Source organism: Candidatus Epulonipiscium viviparus, from assembly GCF_030708075.1.
Lineage (GTDB): Bacteria > Bacillota > Clostridia > Lachnospirales > Cellulosilyticaceae > Epulonipiscioides > Epulonipiscioides viviparus.
On the sequence record NZ_CP117982.1, the window covers coordinates 2636918 to 2662835 of the forward strand.

Annotated in this window: 21 protein-coding genes and 1 pseudogene; 7 read left to right on the forward strand and 15 right to left on the reverse strand. The window is 35.5% G+C overall.

The window, feature by feature from the left end; all coding sequences use genetic code 11:
- Positions 1 to 38: 38 nt before the first annotated feature.
- Genes PCY70_RS11195 through PCY70_RS11205 form a run of 3 tightly spaced genes read right to left on the reverse strand, consistent with a single transcriptional unit; the run spans position 39 to position 3093 of the window.
- The gene (locus tag PCY70_RS11195) at positions 39 to 878 is read right to left on the reverse strand and encodes a carbohydrate ABC transporter permease (protein WP_305767393.1); all 840 of its coding nucleotides are present in this window, start codon (positions 876 to 878) and stop codon (positions 39 to 41) included.
- A complete protein-coding gene (locus tag PCY70_RS11200; protein WP_305767394.1) occupies positions 879 to 1787 on the reverse strand; it encodes a carbohydrate ABC transporter permease in 909 nt (302 codons plus the stop codon).
- Positions 1788 to 1800: 13 nt separating this feature from the next.
- Entirely contained in the window at positions 1801 to 3093 is a 1293-nt protein-coding gene (locus tag PCY70_RS11205; protein WP_305767395.1) for an ABC transporter substrate-binding protein, read from the reverse strand.
- Between the two features lie 240 nt (positions 3094 to 3333).
- Between PCY70_RS11205 and PCY70_RS11210 the strand changes: the two genes are divergently transcribed.
- The 3 genes from PCY70_RS11210 to PCY70_RS11220 all read left to right on the forward strand — a co-directional run bounded on the left by PCY70_RS11210 (position 3334) and on the right by PCY70_RS11220 (position 7167).
- Complete coding sequence (locus PCY70_RS11210) at positions 3334 to 5013, forward strand: methyl-accepting chemotaxis protein (protein ID WP_305767396.1); 1680 nt, start codon at positions 3334 to 3336, stop codon at positions 5011 to 5013.
- Positions 5014 to 5157: 144 nt separating this feature from the next.
- On the forward strand, positions 5158 to 5511 hold the full coding sequence (locus PCY70_RS11215; RefSeq protein WP_010166808.1) for an Asp23/Gls24 family envelope stress response protein: 354 nt from the start codon (positions 5158 to 5160) through the stop codon (positions 5509 to 5511).
- A 27-nt stretch (positions 5512 to 5538) separates the two neighbouring features.
- The gene (locus tag PCY70_RS11220; RefSeq protein ID WP_305767397.1) at positions 5539 to 7167 is read left to right on the forward strand and encodes a DAK2 domain-containing protein; all 1629 of its coding nucleotides are present in this window, start codon (positions 5539 to 5541) and stop codon (positions 7165 to 7167) included.
- 595 nt (positions 7168 to 7762) lie between these two features.
- Here PCY70_RS11220 and PCY70_RS11225 read toward each other — a convergent pair.
- The 12 genes from PCY70_RS11225 to PCY70_RS11280 all read right to left on the reverse strand — a co-directional run bounded on the left by PCY70_RS11225 (position 7763) and on the right by PCY70_RS11280 (position 20235).
- The gene (locus PCY70_RS11225) at positions 7763 to 8437 is read right to left on the reverse strand and encodes an MCP four helix bundle domain-containing protein (RefSeq protein ID WP_305767398.1); all 675 of its coding nucleotides are present in this window, start codon (positions 8435 to 8437) and stop codon (positions 7763 to 7765) included.
- Between the two features lie 334 nt (positions 8438 to 8771).
- Positions 8772 to 9908 (reverse strand): stalk domain-containing protein, encoded by a 1137-nt coding sequence (locus PCY70_RS11230; RefSeq protein ID WP_305767399.1) that lies wholly within the window; start codon positions 9906 to 9908, stop codon positions 8772 to 8774.
- Positions 9909 to 10059: 151 nt separating this feature from the next.
- Entirely contained in the window at positions 10060 to 11445 is a 1386-nt protein-coding gene (locus PCY70_RS11235; protein WP_010166816.1) for an MATE family efflux transporter, read from the reverse strand.
- A 94-nt stretch (positions 11446 to 11539) separates the two neighbouring features.
- The gene (locus PCY70_RS11240) at positions 11540 to 11908 is read right to left on the reverse strand and encodes a RidA family protein (RefSeq protein WP_305767400.1); all 369 of its coding nucleotides are present in this window, start codon (positions 11906 to 11908) and stop codon (positions 11540 to 11542) included.
- 13 nt (positions 11909 to 11921) lie between these two features.
- Entirely contained in the window at positions 11922 to 12503 is a 582-nt protein-coding gene (locus PCY70_RS11245) for a TerD family protein (RefSeq protein ID WP_010166820.1), read from the reverse strand.
- 31 nt (positions 12504 to 12534) lie between these two features.
- Positions 12535 to 13113 carry a TerD family protein gene (locus PCY70_RS11250; protein WP_305767401.1) on the reverse strand — a complete coding sequence of 193 codons (579 nt, stop codon included), beginning with the start codon at positions 13111 to 13113 and terminating at the stop codon, positions 12535 to 12537.
- 33 nt (positions 13114 to 13146) lie between these two features.
- The gene (locus PCY70_RS11255) at positions 13147 to 13743 is read right to left on the reverse strand and encodes a TerD family protein (RefSeq protein WP_010166824.1); all 597 of its coding nucleotides are present in this window, start codon (positions 13741 to 13743) and stop codon (positions 13147 to 13149) included.
- Positions 13744 to 13763: 20 nt separating this feature from the next.
- Entirely contained in the window at positions 13764 to 15152 is a 1389-nt protein-coding gene (locus tag PCY70_RS11260; RefSeq protein ID WP_305767402.1) for a sensor domain-containing diguanylate cyclase, read from the reverse strand.
- 12 nt (positions 15153 to 15164) lie between these two features.
- Entirely contained in the window at positions 15165 to 16562 is a 1398-nt protein-coding gene (locus PCY70_RS11265; protein WP_010166828.1) for a GGDEF domain-containing protein, read from the reverse strand.
- 2 nt (positions 16563 to 16564) lie between these two features.
- A complete protein-coding gene (locus PCY70_RS11270) occupies positions 16565 to 17692 on the reverse strand; it encodes a toxic anion resistance protein (protein ID WP_010166830.1) in 1128 nt (375 codons plus the stop codon).
- Positions 17683 to 19926, reverse strand: a complete 2244-nt coding sequence (locus PCY70_RS11275) for a YceG family protein (protein WP_305767403.1) — start codon at positions 19924 to 19926, stop codon at positions 17683 to 17685. Before PCY70_RS11275 ends, PCY70_RS11270 begins: the two co-directional genes overlap by 10 nt.
- A gap of 63 nt (positions 19927 to 19989) precedes the next feature.
- Complete coding sequence (locus tag PCY70_RS11280) at positions 19990 to 20235, reverse strand: hypothetical protein (protein WP_010166833.1); 246 nt, start codon at positions 20233 to 20235, stop codon at positions 19990 to 19992.
- Positions 20236 to 20402: 167 nt separating this feature from the next.
- On the opposite strand from PCY70_RS11280, the gene rnc reads away from it, so the two are divergent.
- The 4 genes and pseudogenes from rnc to PCY70_RS13885 all read left to right on the forward strand — a co-directional run.
- The gene (rnc, locus tag PCY70_RS11285; RefSeq protein WP_010166835.1) at positions 20403 to 21122 is read left to right on the forward strand and encodes a ribonuclease III; all 720 of its coding nucleotides are present in this window, start codon (positions 20403 to 20405) and stop codon (positions 21120 to 21122) included.
- A gap of 9 nt (positions 21123 to 21131) precedes the next feature.
- Positions 21132 to 24683, forward strand: coding sequence for a chromosome segregation protein SMC (smc, locus tag PCY70_RS11290; protein ID WP_305767404.1), 3552 nt, complete (start codon positions 21132 to 21134; stop codon positions 24681 to 24683).
- A gap of 3 nt (positions 24684 to 24686) precedes the next feature.
- Positions 24687 to 25184, forward strand: a complete 498-nt coding sequence (locus tag PCY70_RS11295) for a hypothetical protein (protein ID WP_305767405.1) — start codon at positions 24687 to 24689, stop codon at positions 25182 to 25184.
- Between the two features lie 41 nt (positions 25185 to 25225).
- Positions 25226 to 25585 (forward strand): annotated as a pseudogene (locus PCY70_RS13885) (histone H1-like repetitive region-containing protein); the annotation flags it as partial.
- Positions 25586 to 25918: the final 333 nt, after the last annotated feature.

The window sequence follows — 25918 nt, forward strand, 5'->3', positions numbered from 1 at the left end:
ATTGGGGGCTGCAAGAGTAAATGCAAGCCCCTATTTTGTTACCCTTTTAATCCAGAAGTCGCGATTCCTTCAACTAGATATTTTTGCAAGCATATAAATAATATAACGATTGGCATTATAGATAAAATTGACATAGCAAACATGGCTCCATAATCTGTTGAAGACGCTGGGTCAGAAAATAACTTCAATGCTAAGCTAATAGGATATTTGGCAGAATCTGATACATATAGCAAGGCACCCAAAAAGTCATCCCATCTCCATATAAATGAAAATATTGTAGAAGTGATGATTGCCGGAACGATTAGTGGAAGTATAATTCGAAAAAAGATTCCATATATACTACAACCATCAATGCGGGCAGCTTCATCGAGATCTTTGGGTATTCCATTTATAAAATTGTGGATAAGATACACGAAGAAACCTTGTATAGCAAAGAAATATGGGACGGTTAGAGGCATATATGAGTTGACCCAGCCTAGCTGATTATACCAAATAAATTGTGGAATCATCAATATTTGTGCAGGCAGCATCATGGAGACTAACATTGCAGCAAAGAGGATTTTCTTGCCACGAAAGTTGCAGCGCGAGAAGCCATATGCGACAAATGATGAAGAAATGACTGTGCCGATTGTGGCTACTATAGAGATATATAATGAATTACCAAAGTATGTGGCAAAAGTAGTTTTAGAAAACCCGGCCCAACCGGTAATATAGTTTTGGATAGTCCACACTCGGGGAAACAACTCATCTGATGTTGCAAATATAGTGGAAGTTTCTTTAAAAGAGCTAAAGAATAGCCATAATAGAGGATATATCATTAAGATGCCTGCAGAAAAAACCACTATATGATACGCAATTGTTTTTGGTTTAATTTTCATTTACAGACCTCCTTCATATACCCAAAACTTTTTGGTCAAAAATAAAATTCCAGTAACTAGGCCGATAATTAATAGCATAATCCAAGCGAGGGCTGCAGCATAGCCGGCATTATAAAACTCAAACGACTGTTGATACATATATACAGCATAGAATAATGTGGAATCTAAAGGTTTACCCTGCGTAATTATATAACATTGTGTGAAGGCTAAAAATCCGGTGATGGTTTGCATTATAAGATTGAAGAATATGGTGGGTGTAAGCAATGGCAATGTTACTTTAAAAAATGTTTGTGATTTGGTCGCGCCATCCATCAGCGTTGCTTCATATAAGCTATGAGGAATTTGTTTTAATGAAGCGAGAAATATTAACATCGATGAGCCGAATTGCCATACTGCTAGCAAAATTAGTACCCATATAGCCGTACTGGTATTTCCAAGCCAGGCAAATGACGTTTCCAAACCTATAGAGTTTAGCAAACTATTGAGAACTCCATCGGTAGCAAAGATGCGCTTCCATAATACAGCAACAGCAACGCTACCCCCAATGATAGAAGGCAGGTAGAATACCGCACGATAAAATCCCGACATTTTACTATTTTTAACAAGTAATAAGGCAACGGCAAGGGCAAAAATTAGTCGAAGCGGTACAGACATAACCGCATAATAAAATGTAACACCTACAGATTTTAGAAATTTTGGATCATCGGTGAAGATTTTGATATAATTGTCGAGGCCAATAAACTTGGGTGGAGATAAAATATTATAGCTACACAATGAGTAATATAAAGAAAGTAGCATAGGTATTATCAAGAAAAATAGAAAGCCTATGATAAATGGCGAAGCAAAGATGACGCCGGCAACATGCTCTTTTTCTAACCATATTCGAGTTCGTTTAAAACGTTCCTTCAACTTAAGTCCCCCTTTATTTATTTGCTAAGATTTTGTTACCAGATTCAAAAAATTCTGCGGCAGCTTCTTCGGCAGTGATGACTCCATATCCAATTTGTTCCATTAAATTGAAAAGAAGAGCGTTGATTTCACCAGATTTTGGAGGATCGGGAGGGCTGATGACAGAAGAATTGGTAGCAACAACGTCATTTACATATGTAGCGGCTTCTTTTTGGACATCATTAAGATAAGGCAAAAGCTCGGATGCCACGACATTAGAAGCCGGAATGCCACGTTCGGCTAATAAAATTTGGTTGGCTTCAATAGAATTAGTTAAAAAATCTAGCAATTTTACAGCAAGGTCTGGATTATTGTTATGAGCAGAAAGAGAGAAAAATTGGCCAGGTTTTAGATAGTTGGAGGAAGTAATATCATCGGAGGGCCAAGTAGTTAATGCTATATCGATATTTTCTAAACTGGCTATATTTTGAACAACGGTAAGTTCGTTGGAGTGTTTTGGTTCGCACCAAGAGCGAGTTTCGGGAGTATTGCCGTATACAAGAGGAGATTGCTCGTTGCCCACTCTTTCGACAAGTATTTCGGGACCGATTGCCCATTTTTCGGCAATGCCCTGCTCATACAACTGAAACCAGGTTAGGAGATCATCTTCGGAGTCTACACCGAGCGCGTCTCCAGCGGCATTATATAATGATTTGCCTTCTCCGCGCAGAGTATAATTTACCATATTAAAAGATCCAGAAAGCCCGAAGTCGGTTTTGACACCAGATTTTTCGTAGACCTCTTTGCTGATAGCAACAAATTCGGCGATAGATAAATCGTTATCTACAGCAATGCCGAGGTCGTCGAGTAACGTTTTATTATACGCCAATGCAGGAGCATTAATTCCGGCACAGATTGCATAGACATTGCCATCGACAGTTCCGCTAGCAAGTATGTTGGGATCTATATTAGAAACATTTAGCGCACCAGATTCTATATATGGATTAAGATTAACAATTAAACCGTTTTCGACATATTGATTTATGTATGCATGATCTTGTTGAATAACATCTGGGAGAGATTTTGAAGTTGCAAGAATAGCCAATTTGCCCCAATATTCAGACCAATTTGAAAACTGAGGATCTATAGAAATATTTCCGTTTTGTTGGCTAAATAAGTCTAGAGCATCTTGAGTAACTTCGTTTCGAACTTGATTGCCCCACCAGATCATAGATATGTCATCGGTAGCGTCAGGATCTGCAGATGCGCAGGCAGTAAGAGCAATGGATAATCCGAGCGTAAGAGTAAATATTTTGAATATTTTCATGTAAAAACCTCCAATTTTTTAGTAAAAATATTAAAATCAAAATCAATTTATTACAAGTCTATAACATGTAAAATAAATAGTCAAGGGCAAAGATAAAAAACAATATGCAAAAGGTATATAATAATTTATGTATTATTTAAAATGCTAAAAATAGAAAAATTTAACAAAAATATTGATTTTGTCCAAAAAACATGGTATACTTTTGGTAAAATATTATTTATAGTTAAGGAGGAATTAAAAATGAAGAATTGGAAAATACGCTACAAATTATTAGTTTTGGCATCAAGTTTAATTTTGGCATTATTATTTACAGGAATTGTTTCGCTGATATTTATGGCAAGCATAAATAATGGTACAACCGAAGTATCAGAAAATTGGCTGCCCTCGGTAATTATAGCGGAAGAGCTGAACACAGCAACGTCAGATTTTCGTATAGCTGAAAATAGTCATGTTATCGCACAAGATGAATCTACTATGCATATTTTAGAAAATACTATGAATGATATAGTGAAAAGAATAGATGGTATGTTTAATTACTATATCACTAATTTAATTACTAATGAAACTGACAGAAAATTAATTGAAGTATCCCAGGATATGTGGGAACAATATTTGGAATTACATAATGTGATGATAAAGTATAGTTCAGATAATAATATACAGGCGGCATATGAAATGCTAACTGGAGAATCATCGATATTATTTAATGAATTTTCAGAAACATTTTTGAGTTTGGTAGATTTTAACAAAAAAGGTGCAGATCAGGCGAATTTAGATGGAAATAAGTTGTATTCTGACGCAATATTATTTATGGTGATTATAACTATTTTAATAACTGTTGTGGCATTATTGTTTTCGTTTTATATTGTGAAGTTGATAGCAGACCCGATTAATGAGATTGAAGAGGCCGCGATTCAGATATTGAAAGGTGATTTGAATACTGATATTCGATATAATTCAAAAGATGAGCTGGGAGTATTGGCTAATAATATGAAGCTTCTATGTCAAATGTTTAAAAATATGATTATTGACATCGACGAAAGGTTGGATAGATTAGCAAAAGGTGATTTTAAAGAGCTGAAAAAAATGCAAAGTTTTTATGTGGGTGATTTTAAAAGTGTGTTTATAAATATGGAAAAAATTCAAGTTAGTCTTGCGGAAACGTTAGTTAACATAGATGTGGTTGCAACACAGTTGGCAACGGGGACTATTCAAGTAGCTCATGGTGCTCAGGGCGTTGCTGGCGGGGTTGTGGAGCAAGCTGCATCTGTACAAAATTTGTCTGCTGCTATGGAAGAAATGACAGCAAAGATCACTCAAACAGCCGATGATACTGGCGAGGCAAAGGTATTTAATGAAAAAACCCAAAAAGCGTTGGTAGATAGTAATAATCAAGTTAGTGAAATGGTTATTGCCATGAAAAATATCATTACAAACTCTGATGAAATTAAGAAAATTATTCAAGATATTGATGATATAGCGTTTCAAACGAATATTCTATCTTTGAATGCTGCAGTAGAAGCGGCAAGAGCTGGTGAAAGCGGAAAAGGATTTGCTGTTGTGGCGGAGGAAGTTCGAAATTTAGCCAAAAAATCGGCGAAATCGGCAAAGGATACAGCAGAGCTGATACAGCAAACAGCCGAAGTTATAAGTGTGGGCAATGAAATAGCAGGCCATACATCAGATTCTATAAGCGCTGCCATGGAAAATGCAAAGGAATTGAGTACGTTGGTTGATAGCATCGCAGATGCCGCAGAGGATCAGGCACAGAATGCTATTCAAATTAATGCAGAAATAGATCAAATATCAAAAGTAGTACTGACAAATTCAACATCAGCCGAAGAAAGCGCAGCGGCAAGTGAAGAGCTATCAGAACAATCTCAGGCACTTAAAAATTTGATAGGAGAGTTTAAATTTTGAAAAATATAGTGAAAGGGGCCTTCTAGATTTAGAAGGTTCTTTTTTGATTAATAAATTGCGATGACTTTGGAGAAAATAATTATTAGACATTTTTCGCATAGTATGGTAATCTAAGTCTATTGAGTATAAGGAGGTATAAATTTTATGCAAAAAATTACCAATGAACAAGGAAAGATTGAAATAAATGAGGAAGTCATTGCTAGTATATGTGGAATTTGTGCTGGAGAGTGTTATGGAATCGTTGGTATGGCATCAAGAAGTGTAAAAGATGGAATAGTTAGATTGCTATTACGAGATAATATTACCAAAGGGATAGCAGTGAAGTTAAATGAGGATCATATAGATGTTGAGTTTCATATAATTGTAGAATATGGCACCAAAATTTCTGCTGTCACTGATAATTTGATGAACACAATAAGGTATAAATTAAAAGAGATGTTAGATATAAAAGTTGAAACAATTACAGTTTTTGTAGAAAGTGTGAGGTTAGATAGCTAAAATGTTAGATAGGAAGGAGAAAAGCACGTGAACACAACTCAAGCAGTAGATGCGAGATTACTTCAAAAAATGATAGTTAGCGCGGCCTTATTATTAGATGAAAAAAAGGAAGCAATTAATGAGCTGAATGTGTTTCCGGTTCCTGATGGAGATACTGGAACTAATATGTCACTTACAATGCTTTTTGCAGCCAAAGAAGTAGAAGAGGTAGAAAACGTAACAATAGAATCCATAGGCAAGGCATTTGCAGGAGGAGCCCTAAGAGGTGCGCGAGGAAATTCGGGGGTGATTCTATCTCAGATTATTCGAGGCTTTGTTAAGGGATTGGGAACAAACGAAACTGTGGACGCACGAACAGTCGCAAGGGCAACAAAGCTGGCTGTCGCTACTGCCTATAAGTCGGTAATGAAACCCAAAGAAGGAACAATCCTGACTGTGGCAAAAGAGATATCAAATGCAGCGCTGTCGATTTATAAGACTGCAGCTGATGCGCAAACATTTCTAAAAGAGGTTATTATGCATGGGTATAAAGTGTTGGAGCAAACACAAAATATGCTTCCGGTATTAAAAGAGGCAGGCGTGGTGGATGCGGGTGGAGCAGGATTAATGACTATATTGGAAGGTGCAGCCAGAGTTATATTGGGTGAAGTGGAGATAGAAATTAAGCGACCGCTAAAGAAAAAGTCAACCGTTGCCATGACAAAGTTTAATACAGACGATATAACTTTTGCGTATTGCACAGAGTTTATTGTGAAACGAGAAGATAAGCCATATAATGAGGCAAAGGTAAAGGAATATTTGGATGGAATAGGGGATAGCATAGTTGTAGTTTCGGATGATGATTATATTAAGGTTCATGTTCATACAAATGATCCAGGAAATGTTTTGAGCTATGCGTTGAAATTTGGAGCGCTAAATAGTGTAAAAATAGAAAATATGAAAGAACAGCATACTGCAATACTCGAAGAAGAAAGTAAAGATAAATTTGTAGACAAAAAACTGGGGTTTGTGTCTGTTGCTGCAGGCGAGGGGTTTGTAGATATTCTCAAAAGCCTCAATGTGGATGTTATAGTAGAGGGTGGTCAAACTATGAATCCTAGCACAGAAGACATAATAGATGCGATATATAAAACACACGCAGAGCAAGTTATTTTGATGCCAAATAATAAGAATATAGTTTTAACAGCTAATCAAGCGGCAAAAGTTGTTGAAGATGAAGTCAAAGTAATAGTGATCCCAACGAAAAGTATTGTGGAAAGCATTTCGGCTATGCTGGCATATGATGGAACTAGCGTCGATGCAGAAGCAATAGCAGCTGATATGAACGAGGCCGTTGATGCAATAACGACGGCACAAATCACTATTGCAGTTAGAGATACCACTATGAATGGAGAGGAAATTAAAGAGGGGCAATATTTGGGAATTTTGGGCGGAGAAATCGTGTCACACAAGCCTAGTTTAGAAGATACGTTTATAGAAGTGCTCTCTAAGTTGGATCAAGATAGCGATATAATTACGATTTATTATGGAGAAGATATAGAAGAAAAATCGGTAGCAAAGTATCAAGATATAGTAACAAAAGCATTCCCGCAGGCCGAAGTAGAGTTACACGCGGGTAAGCAGCCGGTATATTATTTTATAATTTCTGCAGAATAAACTATGGATATAGTTAGTGAGCATATATTCTTATTTCCTTTTGCTTGGGAAATAAATACAAAAAATAGGAATTATAATTTTAATCCACAAGTGCAAATTAATCAGTCAATGTTCAAATATCTGCATGGTTGGAGATGTGAGGAATTTATTATAGATTCGAATGAAAATTATAATGAATTTATATATTTTTATAGGCCTGTTAGAAACGTGCTATATTCCAAAGAGGCTGCCATAATCAAAAATTATATATATAATTATCTCGATGAAAATACGACATGTAAGATAGAAATTGATGCGCAAGAATATTTGTTGAAGGTAAAAAAAATTGAGTTAAAAATGGTAAAAACGGGTGTGGGAATACTGAGTATTGATTTGCAAAATTTTGCATATATGCTAGAAGATGATATAAAGAAAATTAATTCGTTTTCGCAATGTGTATACCCTATCTCGTTGCCTATAAACAATCAAAATTACCCGGCTAAAATTACATTTATATTTAAGGATAAAATTATTGTTACGAATATATTGGAAAATAATTACATGAACAATGTTAGTCAAATAGCATCATTTTTGTTGAAAATCTTAGGAAATAGCTTTATAACATCCGAACAAAAGGGTAGGCATAAAATTTTAATTGAGCCATTAATAGGAAGCAAAATGGTGACGTTGTGTGTTGTAAAAAATAATGAAATATATAACAAAAAGTCGGCCAACGCAAATCCAACTTATTTCCATCTAAATTCGCCTGATCTGCACCTTCTTTGTTAAAATCTACCAAATCCAAAAATGTTTCTGAAAATTCATTAAATAATACCGATGATTCTCCAGTTAGTATTTCATATGCCGACTGTGTATTATTATCTGAACTATACTTTATCATCACATTATGTAATTTCAAATATTGTTCCCACATATCCTGGGATTTTTCAATTAATTTTCTGTCAGTTTCATTAGTAATTAAATTAGTGATATAGTAATCAAACATACCATCTATTCTTTTCACTATATCATTCATACTATTTTCTAAAATATGCATAGTAGATTCATCTTGTGCGATAACATGACTATTTTCAGCTATACGAAAATCTGACGTTGCTGTGTTCAGCTCTTCCGCTATAATTACCGAGGGCAGCCAATTTTCTGATACTTCGGTTGTACCATTATTTATGCTTGCCATAAATATCAGCGAAACAATTCCTGTAAATAATAATGCCAAAATTAAACTTGATACCAAAACTAATAATTTGTAGCGTATTTTCCAATTCTTCATTTTTAATTCCTCCTTAACTATAAATAATATTTTACCAAAAGTATACCATGTTTTTTGGACAAAATCAATATTTTTGTTAAATTTTTCTATTTTTAGCATTTTAAATAATACATAAATTATTATATACCTTTTGCATATTGTTTTTTATCTTTGCCCTTGACTATTTATTTTACATGTTATAGACTTGTAATAAATTGATTTTGATTTTAATATTTTTACTAAAAAATTGGAGGTTTTTACATGAAAATATTCAAAATATTTACTCTTACGCTCGGATTATCCATTGCTCTTACTGCCTGCGCATCTGCAGATCCTGACGCTACCGATGATATATCTATGATCTGGTGTCATATCGCGAATTCCAATTATCTTCGTCCGAGCTGCTAAAGTCTAATTCAATAATAAACTCTAAGACATCATTTCTATCTACATCTAAAGAAATTCCATCAATATCGATTTCTGTTTCTTGTTCTTTGCCGTCGTCATCTGTATATTCGAGAATCACAACATCGTCAAAATCATCACTAAACATATCTTCTAAATAGTCTGTCATTCCGTCGAGATCTGGGAATGCTTCGATTTCTTCGAGTTCTAAGTCGCCGTCATCATATTCGAATGATACTAGCTCGTCATTGTTATCAGCATCGGTGATGGAGCCTTGTATAGAATGACGCTCGGCAAGGGTGCCCACAAGTTCTTCGGCAATGGCATCGCAAACATCTTCGATAAATCCTTCTACTTTAGAAGTGCTAAGATCATTAAAGTCTTCTAGGAAATCATCTCCATCAAATTCGATTTCGAGACTAACATAGCTTGATTTTACAGATACATCAAAGGTCCAATCGATGCGTTCTTCTTCTTCGAAGTCTTCGAGAACCTTATCCAGTGCTTTGCTATCAATTTCTTTAAATCCGCCACTAGATGATGAGTTGTTGCCATAGTTAGGATAATTTGGAGTAGTGGTAGTTTGGCCCCAGCTTGGAGTAGTGGTAGTTTGGCCCCAACTTGGAGTGGTGGTAGGTTGACCCCAGCTTGGAGTGGTGGTAGGTTGACCCCAGCTTGGAATAGTACTAGGAGTAGATTGAGAATACCCGGGCGCAGTGGATGTTTCGTATTGCTGCAGCTTTGCAGTTAAATCGGCAACGACCTGCTCCAAGGCTGCTATTTCAGTGGTATACATCAATTCATTTGTTGAAGATAGACCACCAGTGAGTTCAACAGTTTGAGTTGCAATATTCCAATTGGCACCTATATTGAATAGCTCGCCTATATCACGAACACCTACATATGTAACACCATCAACAATAAATGGTTCATAAGTTAAACTTTTATATTCGTCGTTTACACTAACCCGAATGTTATTGTAATACGCTTCTAGTGGTCGAAAAGAACCTGCAGCAAAGACTGGAATACTGGACATAAGTGATGTGGCAGCTACCAGACATAATGCTTTATTTTTTAATAATTTCATAATAGTTCCTCCTCAAAATGTTTATTGCTTTATTATATCAGATAAAAAGAAATTTGACAATTAAAATGTCATGAAAGTAATAAAAAAGTAATAAAGTGTTGTTGAAAAAGTTGAATACCACATTAATAAGTATTCAACTATATATTATGTTTTATGCCGCAATATTATTAGAATTAGACACGGTGGCCTTAAATTCTGGTTTGCGCCAAAACATAAAGAAAAAAGCAATGATGGTTGCCATCGCCGAAACAATGTCTGATATAGGCTCTGCTAAAAATACAGCAAATACTTTGTTGTCAAAGAAATTAGGCAAAATAAATATCAGTGGTATAAGCAATATAATTTTTCTGAGACAAGCAAGGAACAATGAAATCTTTGCATATCCCAGAGCTATGAATGACATTTGTAGTGCCATTTGAAAGCCCATAGCAAATATTCCAAACATATATGTTCTAATTGATGGAATAGCAAGCGTCATTAATTCGGGATCTCTATTAAATATAGAAATAAACGTTGCTGGAAAAGTTTCTAATAAAAACCAAAATGCTATAGCAAATGTTGCACAGATGGCTACTTGCACTTTGATGGCCGATCGCACCCTATCATATTTTTTGGCACCAAAGTTATAACTGATAACGGGTTGGGCACCTTGGGTGATTCCTTGAAGTGGCATCATTAGCATAGACATGAGGCTGCTTATAATTGTCATAGCTCCGATGGCTAAGTCGCCGCCGTATTTTGCAAGAGATACATTAAAGACGATATTCAAAATACTTTCTGTAGATGTCATTATAAATGGAGATACGCCCAAAGCCATGACTGGCAATATAACTTTAGGTTGAATTTTTAAATTTTGTTTACGTATTTTGAGTTTAGACTTTTTGCTGCGTAAAAACCATATCACCCATGTTGCAGAAACGCCCTGAGAAATTATTGTTGCGAGTGCGGCACCTTTAACTCCCATTCCGAATGCAAAAATGAAAATTGGATCCAAGATTATATTCAGTATTGCACCAATTAGTACAGTGAGCATACTAAATTTGGTAAATCCCTGAGTTGTTATAAACATATTAAGACCAAGTGCGATTTGTACAAAAAGTGTGCCAAAAGTATATACTTGCAAATAGTCTATTGAGAACTTGATGGTTTGATCACTGGCACCAAACATATATAGGAGTGATTCTCCAAATATTAGTAATAAAATCATCATCATAATTCCAGATGTTATTAAGCACATTGTGCAGTTACCTAAAATTAATTCTGCTTGTTTATTATCACCCTTGCCCATGGCTATTGCAGCTCGTGGAGCACCGCCCATTCCAAATAGCGATGCAAAGGCAGAAACTATCATAATAATGGGAAAGCATAAGCCAAGCCCGGTAAGTGCTAATACTCCATCAGTTGGCATGTTTCCTATATACATTCTATCAACAATATTATATAGCATATTGACAATTTGGGAGGCAACGGTGGGAATGGCCAATTTAAGAATCAGCTTTCCTACCTGTCCTTCGCCTAAATTAATTTTACTTGTCATTTATAAACCTCTTTCTTTTGTTGTTTAATTATGTAGCAAAAAAATATGATCGGATTATTGTAGAGCCCCCTGATTGATAAAAGGGGGTAAAAACTTATTTGAAAGCAATACACTCGACTTCTACTAAAACATTTTTAGGAAGCGTCTTTACCGCAACACAAGAGCGAGCGGGTTTTTCTGTAAAATATTTTGCGTATACTTCATTGAATGCTCCAAAATCGTTCATATCGCTTAAAAAGCAAGTACATTTGATGGCATTTTCGTAGCAAGAACCACCAGCTTTAAGTACCTCGCCGAGATTTTTGATAGCCTGCTCAGTTTGTTCGGTAATGCCACCTGCAGCAATCTCCCCAGTTGCAGGGTCAATAGGAATTTGCCCAGAAGTAAATATTAGATTTTGATAAGCGATTGCTTGAGAGTATGGTCCTATAGCCGCGGGTGCAGTATTGGTGTGTATTTTCATTATATTTTTCTCCTTATTCTACATTAATTCCGTAAGTTTTACAAAGTGCTGGAAGCCCTCCAAAGAACCCGTTGCCTACAGCGTTAAATTTCCAGCTGCCATTGAATTTTTGAAGTTCTGCAAATACGATAGCTGTTTCCACAGAAAAGTCTTCGTCCAAATCATATTCGAGTAATAATTCATTTTTATCTATATCATAAACGCGTATATAAGCATTTTCTACTTGACCAAAATTTTGATTGCGCTGATCGGCTTCAAAAATGCTCGCAGTAATTATGATTTTTTCAACATGTGGTGGAACAGAATGCAAGTTTATTTTGATTAGCTCATCGTCTCCGTTGCCAATGCCGGTTCGATTGTCTCCGGAGTGTTCCACTGCACCACTTTGATGCCTAAGATTACCAAAAAATACAAAATCTGCCTGATCTCGAACTTTGCCTGTGGATGATACTAAAAAAACTTGACTGTCTAGATCAAAATCCGATTTTCCATCGTATCGGTTCGTATCCCATCCGAGACCTACTGCTATATTAGAAAGTTCTGAATTACATTTGGTTAAGACGATTTTTTGACCTTTTGATAAACTGATTGCCATAGTTAATGCTCCTCTATTATTGTGTTATTTGTTATACGTCGACTCCATAAGCGGCACAAAGTGCTGGAAGCCCGCCGCTGTACCCACTGCCAATGGCAGCAAATCGCCATGCCCCCTGATGTTTGTATAGTTCGCCAACAACCAAAGCAGTTTCAATAGAAAAATCTTCTCCCAAATCATATCGAACGATTTCTGTATTAGTGAGTTGATCAACTATTCTAATAAAAGAATTGGAAACTAGGCCAAAATTTTGGTTTCTTTCATTTGCATCATGGATAGTAACTGTAAAAACAATTTTTTTAATTTCATCTGGGACCAATGCAAGATTAACTTTAATAACTTCGTCGTCTCCGTCGCCTTCACCAGTTCGGTTATCACCGGTGTGTTCTACGGAGCCACTTTTGTGTTTGAGGTTCCCATAAAAAATAAAATCGGTTTCTTCTAAGACTTTGTCGTTGCTACCAACCATAAAAACACTTGTGTCGAGGTCAAATTGGTGGCCACCATCATATTTATTAGTATCCCATCCTAAGCCAATTAGTAATTTAGAAAGTGTCGAACTAGCTTTTGTTAGTGAAACTTTTTGACCTTTTTGCAAATTAATAGCCATTAATATCTCTCCTTTTATTTAATATAATTTTTACTATTGAGCATGTAAAGCAGTGGCTATATCTAATCCATAAACTTGACATAAAACATGTAGGCCACCACTGTACCCACTTCCAATTGCAGCGAAGTTCCATTCATTATTATACCTATAAATCTCTGCAACGACAAGGGCTGTTTCTATAGAAAAATCTTCGCAAAGATCGAAATGTATTTTTTCTTCTCCTGTTTCTTCATCTATTATCCTAATAGAGGCATTCTCCATCTGGCCAAAATTTTGCTCTCTATTGTCCGCATCATAAATGGTAACGACAAAAATTATCTTGTTTATATCAGCAGGTATCAAATCTAAGTCAATACGAATTACCTCATTGTCTCCATCGCCTTCACCGGTTTGATTATCGCCAGTATGCTCGATAGCGCCACTGTCATGTATTAAATTATCATAAAAAATAAAATCAGATTCTTTTGTGACTTTACCGTTTCGACCGACTAGGAAAATACTGGTATCTAAATCAAAGTCGATATAGTCATTTTGAGGAGATAAATCCCAGCTGAGACCAACTAAGATTTTAGAATTTGACTTAGATTTTGCAAGTTCTACTTGGTCACCTTTTTTTAGATTAACTGCCATAGGTATACCCTCCTTGAATATTATAATAAATTTTTGAGTCTATTGATTTCGTTGATTAATACTTGTTGTTGCGTAGTTAAATTCATATGATTATACTTTCTAACAGCATAATATCGCTGCTTGGTTTCATACATTCTTTGGTCAGTTTCTATAAGCTGATTAGGAATATCAATATTGGTATCATTCCAAGTGTAACCTACAGATAAATTTAGGTATACCATTTCGGAAAGTCCATTTTGAATTGCATTTGCTATTCTATTAAATTCATCTTCTGATTCATTTATGACAAAAGCTACAAATTCATCTCCACCAATTCTAAAAACGGTGAAAGGAATAGAAACTTTTAAATAATTAGAAGTCCATTTGATAAGTATGTCTCCATATTCGTGTCCTAAGTTATCATTGGTTTCTTTTAGGCCGTTGATATCAGCAAAAATGATTCCGAGAGAATGCAAAGGCGTAGAATATAAGTTTTGAATTTCTTTTTCGTAGGCATTTCTATTACGTAGACCGGTTAACATATCTTCATAGCTGATTTTTTCTAGCTCGGCTATCAATTGTTGCTTTTCAATAAAAGATACTATAAAACCAGAAATTGTTCTCAAAATACGAATATCTTCGGTATTTATATTAGGATTGCCTATACAGATTGTTCCCATAATTTGGTCATTTTTTCTAAGTGAAGCAAGAATTATGGAGTTTAGTTCTGCCATTTCTAATAAATCGTGTAATTCAGAATCGGGAGATAAAGAATCTTTATCAACAAAAATTTTATGTTTCTTAGTGGAAAATTTATACCAATATTCCATATATTCAACGGTGCGTCGCCCAAAGCTTTCTGCTGGATCATACTCCGCACGAAGAGTAACATATTGGTAAGTTATAGACGCTATATCATCTTGATAAGTCATTATACAAGAATAGTCTCCATCAAAAAACGTGCATAAAATTCTGAGAAGTGTTTCAATAGCGGAAGCTGTATCTGAAATGTTAATCAAAGTTTTTGCGCATTCACCTAATGCTCGATTATATGAGGTTTGAGTGTTTAAAGCTTTTAATTGGTTGATATCATCTGTAATATCAAAACATGCTTCGGCACGTACCATTCCAAATTTTTCGTGAGGTATCAATGTATCTCGTATTGCTAGGTGAGAGTTCATTATGGTGTTATATGCGTAGTAATTACAATACTCGCCACATTTTAATTTGCTATTATTACAAAATTGGCAAGGTTGGTTTTTGCCTTGAATAAGTTTATAGCATTTTGAATTTATATGGCTATTATCTGTGATATGCAAATGTCTGAGCATAGCATCCGACATGTCTAAAATTTCATGATTATCAATACGTGCAGTATAGCCTATAATAGGAATAGCATCACATAATAATTTATAATAATCTATAACCATTTTTCACCTCTCCTATATTTCATTTTTGAGACGTTCAACTTCTTCTTTTAGTATTTGTTGCTGTGTTGCTAAATTCATATGATTATATTTTTTGAGAGAATAATAGTGTTGCTTTGCTTCATACATAAGCTTATCGGTTCTGACCAATTGATTAACCACGTCAATACGTTGGTTTTCCCAGGTATATCCAACTGATAAATTTAGGTAAATCATTTCAAAAAGACCTTTTTGGATAATAGAGGCAATGGCATAAAATTCACGTTCTGTTTTGTTGGGGATAAATATAACAAATTCATCTCCTCCAATTCGATATACTGGTTCTGTCGTGGATTTGGATAAATATTTGGCGGTCCACTTTATAAGGATGTCTCCATATTCATGCCCTAAATTATCATTGGTTTCTTTTAAACCATTTATATCAGCAAAAATTATTCCTAGTGAATTTGGTAGATTGCTTTGAAGCTGTTGAATAGTTCGTTCATAGGAATTTCTATTGCGTAATCCGGTTAGCATATCTTCAAAACTGATTTTTTCAAATTCTAATATAAGCTTTTCTTTTTCTAAAAAGTTGACAACAAAAGCAGAGACGGTGCGTAAAAGCTGAACATCTTCGAGATGCATTGTGGGATTTGCAACTCCCATTGTACCCAATTTTTCTCCAGTTTTTGGATTGCGCAAAGATGCAACAACAAAACCATCTAGGCCAGATTCCTGTAATATTTTATATTGCCTATCGGTTTTGTGAAATTGGTGTATAGATTTATCTAAAAATACGTTATCATCACTATCGGAAAATTCGTACCAAGACTCTACTTCGGCTATTGAGCGATCGTTAAATCTTTCTTTAGGGTCATATGGAGCGTGGATTGTTCTATATCGATATTTAACAGTGCCAATGCCATTGTGGTAATGAATGATAGAAGAATATACTCCTCCAAAGAATATGCATAGAGTTTTGAGTAGGGATTCTATAGATGTTTGTGTATCGGTTTCTTCGAGTAAAATTTGTGCGCATTCAGATAAAGCAGCGTCATAAGCTGGGTTAGTTTGTAATGAAGGAACTTGGCTTAATTCTTTTGAAATAGGAATTGCAAGCCCAGCAATTACATATTCAAATTCTTCATGAGGAATTAAAGTTGACTTGAGAATATAGTATTGTTTTGATATTCTACTATAGCTATGCCAATTATGAAATTCACCATATTTTAAAAGCTTGTGAGGACAAAAAGAGCAAGGAGAGTCTAAGTCGTGAAGCACCTTATGACATGTTTTGCCTTTAAAATCCGGAAAGGATATATTAAGACGCTCTAAAAAGTTTTCGGAAAGATCTAATAATTCAAACGTATCTCTTTTAACAATATATCCTAAAATAGGAGTGGATTTACTCAAAATTTGATAATACGTATTCATAGCTACCTCCTAAATGAATTTTTATAATCAACCTTGAGGGTATTCAAACGCTGAATATCTTGCTCTCGTTCTTGAAGGGCCTTTTCTTGAATTTGCTTGGTTTCTTCTATTCCATTTTTTATAGTGTTCCAAGTTTGTTCTAGTGTATCAATTTTTACAGAGTTTGTAGAAGTAAGTTTGGCAATCATTTGGGCCTGAGTTACTGTATTTTGTGCATTGCGTAAGAGCATTTCGTTGGTTTTTTTATCCAGTGCATCCATAGCGTCGGCTTGAATGCGTTGACGTTTTAGCATTATTGCTTGTGCAAGTGCTTGCTTAAATATTGGTAATGTGATTATAAAGGCCGAATTAATTTTTCGAACTAGATTTAGATTGCTAAATTGCATCGTTTTCAACATCGGAATCGACTGAATGGCAACACTTTCTGCTATTCTCAAATCATACGTTCGATCTTGAAGTATTTGAGATGCTTGCTCTAAGTGTTGGATTTCAAAACTGATAGAAGCGTCGCCGGTAAGATCATACTCAGCTTTTCTTTCGGCTATATACGCAGTGATTTCCTGAACGCCTTGTTCGCCCGCAACAATATATTCGAGTAGGTTGTGGTAATATGCGACATTTGTTTTAAATATCTGTTCCAGATGCATATTAGATTGATGGATTTCTTTTTCGTAACTCTTAAGCTCAATGTATATTTTATCAACTTCACCACCAATGGTTTGATATTTACTTAAAACTTGGTCTAATTTTTTTTTGCTATTATTCAATAGTTTGGTAAAAAAATTTTGATTATCGTCTGTAATTTCATCGAGATCAAATTGATCCATTATGGTACTAAGAGTAACGAGCATGGCGCTGGATTCGTTTATTTTGTTTAACGACATACTGTTTAAAACAGAATCGGATACTTTAGCAATTTCGTTTGCAACGTCAGATCCAAAGCTTGCAATAGTTTCTAAATTATCAATATCAAGCGAGGCAGTAAGATCTTCTATTATTTGAGATCCCACTAAACTTTGCTTAAATTTTTCGGTATCTTGAGCGACATTATATTCTGATACTGCAAATTCAGAATCTGAAGATGATTCAGGGGATGTGTTTGGAGATTTTTTACCCATATTTATTGCCATAAATTTTTTATCCTTTCTAAAAAATTTAATTTTTCTTTTGGTTTTTCTAGAATATCACTAGCTGAAAGATCATAATAATAATTTCCATCTTGATGTTCTTGAATTATATCTTTGGTATAGAACCGTTCAAAGCTGCGATATCCAGTTGGAGACATTATGATTATATCATAGCCAACTAAATTTGCAAATGCTAAAAATATAGCATCTTCGATAGAATGCATTTTTTCTTTGGTGTGGAGAACAACAACTTTGGGATTTTGCTTTGTGAAATCAAATTTCTGCATACGCTTTAAAAAATCATTATCAAGATTAAGTAGTGTTTGCAGTATGAGATATTCTCTACCATGTGTTCCTGTACCTTCTATTAGTTTAGAGTTAATTAAAAGTTCAATTTTGTCTAAAAGATGGTTTTGCATATCAGATCTGAGATGTCCAAATTTATAATCACGATGGTTTTGTATCTCATTTTTGAGTAGACGTCCATTTTTTAGAAATAGAGCAGTAGAAAACATTTGAAGGTTATCTTGCTTTATAAACGGAGGTTGGACGCACACAGCTGTATTTTTTGGAATTATAAAATTTCGGATGCGTTCGGAATATTCTTTGAGATTGTCATTGCGTACACCAGAAATCTTGGCAAAAATTACAGGCATGCAAACGCTATCACCATCTACATTAAAATTAGGACGAAACTTGAGTTCTTCGTTCCATAAAATGTCAATCTCTTCGCAAGTAGTTCGCAACACAAGACTAGATGCTTTGCTTAGTTGATGCTGTCTATACAAGCCGGTATCTTTGTAGATAAGGGTATCCAAATCACGTTCGGCCTCGTAAGCGTTGGTAGTCGCAGTAATAGCATCGAGAGTTTTTGGATACTCGGTAAGCTGAAGTTGATTTTCATATTCTACTACACATAAATTAGTATCTTTAAAAATTTTTAATTGTACATCCGATAAAATTTCGTGTGGATCAGGAATGATTATAACAACATCCACATATAATTTGGCCAAAAATTTTAAAAAATAGACTTCGATTTCATTTTGAGGCGCACCAAATAGAATGAATATAGGTGGATAGTCGTGAGGTTTCGTAAATAAGGCATCTGCGTAGCGTTTGTAGAGTGCAAGAATTTGTACAATTTTGTTGGTTGAAATATTGAGCTTTTGTTCATGGAAATTAATTTCCTTAACTAATTTGACAAAAGCGGATCGTGCAGCATCCAAATATGCTGAATTAGAAATTTTGTCTATATTGCGTTGAAGGTCTATAAGGTCCTCTTCGCTGGTGATGGTCATTCTACGTTTTACTTGAGAAATTTCGTTTGGCCATATAGTGGGAATGCGATTTTCAATAATATAAGGTCGATTTGTATCTTCTATATGACGATATAAGGTATTCAATTTTTTAGCAAAAGAGACGGTATCGTCGGCTCCTTTAAAACATATAAAAATATTATTGAAATATCCCGGTTGTGCATTACGGTAATGGGTTTTGATGTTTAATCCTAGAAATGCATCGTCGTTGACCCAATCATTAGTATAATTTTTGATAATATTCCTCTCCAATTCTGCTTTAATTTTTCGGTCAATAAGCTCGGTTATATCAGATACCCTATAATTTTGAGCAAATTCTATCATTGATACTTCTTTATATAAAAATGATTTTTCGTCTGCAGGATCGAGAGTTTTATAGCGAACTTCATTCATTAAAGAAATAATTAATACGTCAATTCCACAGAAAGCCATGATAGATAAAAAGTCTATTTCATGCTTAGAAAGCTCTCCTATATAAAGAATTTTTTGACCGGTAGGAGTTACATTTAATACGCGTTGAAATCTAAAATATGCCCAACACATGAACTTTATATAAGTATTTTGGAGAATGCTTATGTTTTTTCCTAATTTTTGGTATTCCAATAAAGTATTGTACAGATGTTTTGCAAAAATAGTTCGTTTGGTTGATGGTGTACCCACAAGCCACTTCTTCAAATTTTGTTCTATAAATTCTTGTGAAAGTATAAATGTATCTCCGAGAATATCTTTAAGATAACGTATATTGTCTTCTGTGAGATTTTGTATTTTAGACTCTATTATTATACCAAAAGTTTTGGCTTTGTGATAATACGCTACTAAAAAATCTTCAACATATTTATTCTTGCCAGTAATTCTATATATAAACCCATCCGATCTATTTTCTTTAAAATAATCTTCTAGTATAGCTAATTGCAAATGCATAATCTACCCCCTTATAAATAAAAAAAAAGCCTAGCTGCCCCACGCAACTAGACTTTGTACTAATTAACTAATTCCTTTAAAAAGTTCCGTCGTTACAAATTCCTCAACGGGAAGCTTAAATGATTCTATCCATTTATCATAGCAATCTTCGCAGATGATAAATCTATGTTCAGTCATGTCCTTATTAGAAAAATATCCCCACTCTTTTTTTACAAGCAGAAAGTCATGATGAGCTGACATATGTGAGCTATTATCGTCTATGATTCGTCCGCAGCAATTACATTTTTTTATATTATCCCCCTTGCACACAAATTGCACCCCCCTGTATATTTGGGTAAATTCCCCTTATCCATATTATACCCCATGCCCCTTAAATTGTATAGAGGTAAATAATAGTATTAATTCAGATTCTTTGTTATAATTACTGAAATAATTGTACAAAATATATGTAAATACTAAATGAAATGAGGAAAAAAATGAGCTTATCAAACGATAGAAGAGTGGTCTTAGAAAGTTTTGAGAAAAAAATAGAGTATACTTTTAAGCGGATAGAGCTTTTGGATCTAGCTTTAACACACAGTTCATATGCAAATGAGCATCGAGAGCAGGGGGTTAAAGATAATGAGCGTCTTGAATTTTTGGGAGATGCTATTTTGGATTTAATTGTGAGTGAATATTTGTTTAAGAAATATCCAGAGTCACAAGAAGGAGATTTATCGAAGTTTCGTGCGAGTATCGTATGTGAAGCTTCTCTTGCTAAAGCCGGAAAGCGGTTAGAGCTAGGGAAGTATATTTTGCTAGGGCATGGAGAAGAAATGGGAGGGGGGAGAGATCGAGAATCAATTATAGCAGATGCGTTTGAAGCAGTAACAGGTGCTATGCTAATAGATAGTTCCTATGAAGATGTAAAAACCTATCTCGCAAAAACTTTAATAGAGTTTATCAAACACACTTCTGCGACCAAACTGTATAAAGATTATAAAACCATATTACAAATCGAATCTCAAAAAAATGTTAACACTGTGATTGCCTATGAAGTTGTCGAAGAAAAAGGCCCGGATCATGAAAAAGAGTTTGTTGTAGAATTAAAACAAAATGGAAAAGTGATCGGAAAAGGTAGTGGTCGAACAAAACGAGATGCTGAACAAGTGGCAGCGCATCAGGCGTTAACGCATGTATATCATTATCAGAATTAGGGTATTAAAATGTATTTGGAAAAAATAGAAATTTTTGGATTTAAATCATTTGGAGATGCAGTAAAAATTGCGGTGCCTTCGGGTATTACTGCAATAATAGGGCCTAATGGCAGTGGCAAAAGTAATGTTGCGGATGCTATAAGATGGGTTTTGGGAGAGCAAAGTGCAAAGACGCTTCGAGGTGGCAAAATGGAGGACGTTATCTTTGTAGGTACCGAAACACGCAAGCCAATGGGATATGCAGAAGTGGCGCTGTATATTAAGAATGATGAAGATGATCTAAAAATTAGCTATAGTGATTTAGAAATAAAGAGAAGGGTATATCGATCTGGTGAGAGTGAATATTTTATAAATAATGCAAACTGCCGTTTGAGGGATATCCAAGAAATTTTTATGGATACTGGTGTTGGCAAAGAGGGCTATTCTATTATAGGTCAGGGACAAATTGACAAAGTGTTGAGCTCAAAACCAGATGACAGACGAAGTTTGTTTGAGGAAGCCACAGGAATTTATAAATATAAAGTTAAGAGGCAAGAAGCTTCGAAGAAGTTGGAAAAAGAGCGAGAAAATATACTGCGAGCAAATGATATAATAGCAGAAATAGAAACTCGAATAAAACCGTTAGAAAAAGAGGTCACAAAGGCAGAACGTTATCTAACGGTTAAAGAAGAGCTAAAGCAAGTAGATATAGCGTTATTTGTAGAAAAAAATACTCAAATTGATGAAAGTTTAACTCAGTTAAATTTGGTAATAGAACAGCAAAATACACAGATCTCAGATACAAAGAAGGAAAAAGAATCGCTCGTAAAGCAAGATAAGCAACTTAAAGATCAAAAAGAGATATTACAAACCAATATGGAAGCAAATCTGCGAGAAACAATAGAGCTTGAACGCCAAAATGCCACCTCAAATAGTGAATTAACTATAATGAATGAGAAAGTGAAAATGCTAGATGAGCAGATAAAAGAAGCCAGAGTTTTAAAGTCTACAGAAGAAACTGCAATAGAAAATATTACAAAAGGGATAGCAGCATTGAAATCGGATATTGCTGCTATATCTTCTGTAAAAGCAAAGCAAAAAACAAGGCTTGCAGTATTGGTTGAAGAATATAATACATTTAAAGTAGAGAAAAAAGCAAAAGAAGATGCGATGGCTATTGAGAAAGATCACATCTTTACGATTAATAAAGAGATCGAAGTTTTGAAAGCTGAGTTAATTTTAGTAGATCAAATGAAAGATAATTTAAAGCAACGTATTTCTAAGCATCAACTTGAAAATCAAGATCGAGAATTGCAGATGCAAAAATTAGAAGCTGATACACGAGAATTAGAAAACCAAAATACTCAGCTGACTAGTGAAGCTGACAATATTGCTGTAAAGATATCTGTGGCGGAAACGGAGAAGACGACGCTTTTAGAGACGGCTCAAGAGTGTGAAAAGCTGGTTGCTACTGTAGAGAATGAGAAGATTCAGTTAGAACGCAAGAAAGAGTGGTTGCTATCATTAAAGGAAAATCATGATGGGTTTTATACTAGCGTAAAAGATGCTTTGAAAATAGGAAAAACTAGAGGTGTAGGCGTTGTTGCAGATCGAGTGGATGTTGTAAAAGGATATGAAATCGCAATCGCGACGGCATTGGGAGCGGGCTTGCAAAATGTCATCACCGAAACTCAGAGGGATGCCCAAGAAATTATAACAATAATGAAAAAGAAAAAGGTGGGACGAGTAACGTTTTTGCCAAGAGATACAATAAAGGCTGTTGCAATGGACGCGAGTATCAAAGCAAATTTAAAAAATCAGCCTGGATTTTTGAGGATGGCCAATGAAGCGGTGAAATGCGATGCTGCAGATGAGGCGATTTTTTCATTTATGCTGGGAAAGATTGCGATAGCAGATACAATGGAAAACGCAGCTGCAATTGCGAAAACATATCGGCATAAATTTCGAGTAGTAACGTTGGAGGGAGAAATTTTCAATATAGGGGGATCTCTGACGGGGGGAAGTCAAAAAAATACGAATAATATCTTTGCGCGAAATAATGAAATTGCAAACGCTGAGGACAGGATCGAAGACTTGAAAATGCAAATTGCAAATGCAAAGCAAAGATTGACTGGAATAATGGATCTGTTGGCAACTAAAACAATTGCGCTTGACAAATATCGACAGTCAAAGGATAATATAGAAAAAAATTTATTACAAATATTCGGCGCATATACAGTAGCTAGTGAAAAAATGACATATATGCAAAAAGCAATTGAGCAAACAGATATAGTAGTATTGACCGAAGAGCTAGATGACTTGATTGCAAAGCGTTCTGACATATCTGCCGCCATAGAATCAAAAAAAGCGCTTCAACTGTTGCGTTCAGTAGATACTATGGAAGAAGAAATGCAAAAACTTGAGCAAACTCAGCTTGAATATACAAACCAAATTTCTATACAAGAGATGGATTTGTATAAGATAGATAATGACATAATTGATCTAGAGCGACATATAACTATGAATAGAACACAAATTGCTCAAATAGATATTGCTAAGATAGAAGAGACAATATCTCAACATATAGCTACAAAAACTGCACGTGAAAAAGATGCTCTGACAATAATTAGTGTGATAGCAAAGGTGAAAAATAAACTAGAAACCACTGCGCAAGAAAAGAATAAATTAGAACGAGAACGAGTTAATATTACAAAAAACGAATTAAATATTGGAAATAAGTTACGAAATGTGATAGAATTAGTTGCTGCTATTGATAAGGAGTTGATTAGACAAGAATTGCGAGCAGAAAGCTTGGTAAAAGAAAAGTCCTCTTTAGCAGAATATATTTTGTCAGAATATAATTTGATAGCGGAAAACTGTTTTGTGAAGACAGATACAAAAATGACTGTAGCGGATTTAAAAAAGAAACAAACTCAGTTGAAATCTCAAATCAAAGAAATTGGCAATGTAAATTTAAAATCAATAGAAGAATTTAAAGAAGTTTCTCAGAGACATGTGTTTTTGATTTCTCAAAGAGATGATATTTTAAAAGCCGAAAAAATGTTAAATGAATTGATAGAAAAGTTGACAGCAGAAATGGATTCCATATTTAGGAAAAAATTTTTAGATATAGCAACCAATTTTAGCAATGTGTTTGCAGAGCTATTTGGCGGAGGAATGGCAAAGTTGGCTCTTACTGATGAAAAAAATATTTTGGAGTCTGGAATAGAGATCATCGTTAAGCCACCGGGAAAAAAGTTACAGAGTTTGAGCTTGCTTTCGGGTGGTGAAAGAACACTGACTGCTATTGCATTATTATTTGCGATTTTGCAATTAAAACCATCTCCGTTTTGTGTGTTAGATGAAATAGAAGCAGCGTTGGATGAATCAAATGTGTTACGATTTGTAAACTTTTTAAAAACTTTATCTGATAAAACTCAATTTATTGTAATAACTCATAGAAAAGGAACAATGGAAAATGCAAATACTCTTTATGGAATAACTCAGCAAGAGAGAGGGGTGTCCACGGTTTTGTCTGTAAGGCTTAGTGATGTTGATAAATATGTTAAGGAAGGAAAATAGAAAATGGCTTTATTAGATGGTATAAAAAAATTGTTTGGAAAAAAGAGTAAGGAAGTTATTAAGAGGGAGGAAATGTCTGTAGACCTGCCTAAAGTATCGTCTGAAAATATAGAAAAAGATATAAACAAAATGGTGGATTCTGAATTAATGTGGGAAATGCCAACGGATGATCCTGAAGTATTGGCAAGGCAAATCCAAGCTATAAAAGATGCAGCAATAGCAGAATCTGAAGAAAGGGCTGCTGCCGAAAAAGCTGCTGCCGAAAAAGCTGCCGCCGAAAAAGCTGCCGCCGAAAAAGCTGCCGTAGAGAAAGCTGCCGCCGAAAAAGCAGCCGTAGAGAAAGCTGCCGCCGAGAAAGCTGCCGCAGAGAAAGCTGCCTCAGAAAAAGCTGCCTCAGAAAAAGCTGCCGTAGAGAAAGCTGCCTCAGAAAAAGCTGCCTCAGAAAAAGCTGCCTCAGAAAAAGCTGCCGCAGAAAAAGCTGCCGAGAGAAAGCTGCCGTAGAGAAAGCTGCCTCAGAAAAAGCTGCCGTAGAGAAAGCTGCCTCAGAAAAAGCTGCCTCAGAAAAAGCTGCCGTAGAGAAAGCTGCCGTAGAGAAAGCTGCCGTAGAGAAAGCTGCTGTAGAGAAAGCTGCCGTAGAGAAAGCAGCCGTAGAGAAAGCTGCCTCAGAAAAAGCTGCCGCAGAAAAAGCTGCCGCAGAAAAAGCTGCCGCAGAAAAAGCTGCCGAGAAAAAGCTGCCGAGAAAAGCTGCCGCAGAAAAAGCTGCCGCAGAAAAAGCTGCCGCAGAAAAAGCTGCCGCAGAGAAAGCTGCCGCCGAAAAAGCAGCCGCTGAGAAAGCTGCCGCCGAGAAAGCAGCCGCAGAGAAAGCTGCCGCAGAGAAAGCTGCCGCAGAAAAGCAGCCGTAGAGAAAGCTGCCGCCGAAAAAGCTGCCGAAAAAGCTGCCGTAGAGAAAGCTGCCGCCGAGAAAGCTGCCTAGAGAAAGCTGCCGCAGAAAAAGCTGCCGAAAAGCTGCCGCAGAAAAAGCTGCCGCAGAAAGCTGCCGCCGAAAAAGCTATCGCAGAAGATGCAGAATGGGAAGATGCAGAAGATGCGGAATGGGACGATGCGGATTGGGAAGATGCGGACTGGATGGATGGAGCAGAGGCAAAGGAAGTAGTTGTTGAATCTAAAAAAGAACGAGCGAAATCTAAATGGGCAAGTCTGTTTAAGATAGATATGGCGCAGAAGTCGACGCTTCC

What these genes read in the sequence shown, in the direction of transcription:
- PCY70_RS11195 (WP_305767393.1), bottom strand. Translation starts at nt 878, where the DNA reads ATGAAAATTAAACCAAAAACAATTGCGTATCATATAGTGGTTTTTTCT.
- PCY70_RS11205 (WP_305767395.1), bottom strand. Translation starts at nt 3,093, where the DNA reads ATGAAAATATTCAAAATATTTACTCTTACGCTCGGATTATCCATTGCT.
- PCY70_RS11210 (WP_305767396.1), top strand. Translation starts at nt 3,334, where the DNA reads ATGAAGAATTGGAAAATACGCTACAAATTATTAGTTTTGGCATCAAGT.
- PCY70_RS11215 (WP_010166808.1), top strand. Translation starts at nt 5,158, where the DNA reads ATGCAAAAAATTACCAATGAACAAGGAAAGATTGAAATAAATGAGGAA.
- PCY70_RS11225 (WP_305767398.1), bottom strand. Translation starts at nt 8,437, where the DNA reads ATGAAGAATTGGAAAATACGCTACAAATTATTAGTTTTGGTATCAAGT.
- PCY70_RS11230 (WP_305767399.1), bottom strand. Translation starts at nt 9,908, where the DNA reads ATGAAATTATTAAAAAATAAAGCATTATGTCTGGTAGCTGCCACATCA.
- PCY70_RS11235 (WP_010166816.1), bottom strand. Translation starts at nt 11,445, where the DNA reads ATGACAAGTAAAATTAATTTAGGCGAAGGACAGGTAGGAAAGCTGATT.
- PCY70_RS11240 (WP_305767400.1), bottom strand. Translation starts at nt 11,908, where the DNA reads ATGAAAATACACACCAATACTGCACCCGCGGCTATAGGACCATACTCT.
- PCY70_RS11245 (WP_010166820.1), bottom strand. Translation starts at nt 12,503, where the DNA reads ATGGCAATCAGTTTATCAAAAGGTCAAAAAATCGTCTTAACCAAATGT.
- PCY70_RS11250 (WP_305767401.1), bottom strand. Translation starts at nt 13,113, where the DNA reads ATGGCTATTAATTTGCAAAAAGGTCAAAAAGTTTCACTAACAAAAGCT.
- PCY70_RS11255 (WP_010166824.1), bottom strand. Translation starts at nt 13,743, where the DNA reads ATGGCAGTTAATCTAAAAAAAGGTGACCAAGTAGAACTTGCAAAATCT.
- PCY70_RS11260 (WP_305767402.1), bottom strand. Translation starts at nt 15,152, where the DNA reads ATGGTTATAGATTATTATAAATTATTATGTGATGCTATTCCTATTATA.
- PCY70_RS11265 (WP_010166828.1), bottom strand. Translation starts at nt 16,562, where the DNA reads ATGAATACGTATTATCAAATTTTGAGTAAATCCACTCCTATTTTAGGA.
- PCY70_RS11270 (WP_010166830.1), bottom strand. Translation starts at nt 17,692, where the DNA reads ATGGCAATAAATATGGGTAAAAAATCTCCAAACACATCCCCTGAATCA.
- PCY70_RS11275 (WP_305767403.1), bottom strand. Translation starts at nt 19,926, where the DNA reads ATGCATTTGCAATTAGCTATACTAGAAGATTATTTTAAAGAAAATAGA.
- rnc (WP_010166835.1), top strand. Translation starts at nt 20,403, where the DNA reads ATGAGCTTATCAAACGATAGAAGAGTGGTCTTAGAAAGTTTTGAGAAA.
- smc (WP_305767404.1), top strand. Translation starts at nt 21,132, where the DNA reads ATGTATTTGGAAAAAATAGAAATTTTTGGATTTAAATCATTTGGAGAT.
- PCY70_RS11295 (WP_305767405.1), top strand. Translation starts at nt 24,687, where the DNA reads ATGGCTTTATTAGATGGTATAAAAAAATTGTTTGGAAAAAAGAGTAAG.